Below are 392 nucleotides of genomic sequence, written 5' to 3' on the forward strand. Positions count from 1 at the left end.
CTGGATGCCCAGGGCGTTGAGCCGTTTGGTCAGCCGCGTGGCGACACCCCAGATCTCAATCACGGACAGGCGGCGCATCAGTGATTCCCTGTCTGCGGCGGCCACGGAGTCCCAGTGGCAGACGCCGTCGAAGGCCGGGTTGTTCTTGGCCCATTTGTTGGCCAGTTTCGCCAGGGTCTTGGTCCCGGCGATCCCGACGCAGACCGGTACCCCGACGTTGCGGCGCACGGCGGCCTTCATGGTCCGGCCCAGGGCCAGCAGCTCGTCCGGGGTGCCTTTGACGCCGAGGAAGGCCTCGTCGATGCTGTAGACCTCCAGCCAGGCGGAGTACCGGCCGAGCAGTTCCATGACCCGGGCGCTGATGTCCCCGTAGAGCTCATAGTTGCTGGAGA

General features: G+C 66.3%; 1 pseudogene. It reads right to left on the minus strand.

The features are described 5' to 3' along the window. Positions 1-392, minus strand: a pseudogene (locus tag MRBLAR12_RS23820) (DNA polymerase V subunit UmuC); the annotation flags it as partial.

The sequence above is a fragment of the Arthrobacter sp. LAR12-1-1.1 genome, from assembly GCF_040676555.1.
Classification (GTDB): Bacteria; Actinomycetota; Actinomycetes; order Actinomycetales; family Micrococcaceae; genus Arthrobacter.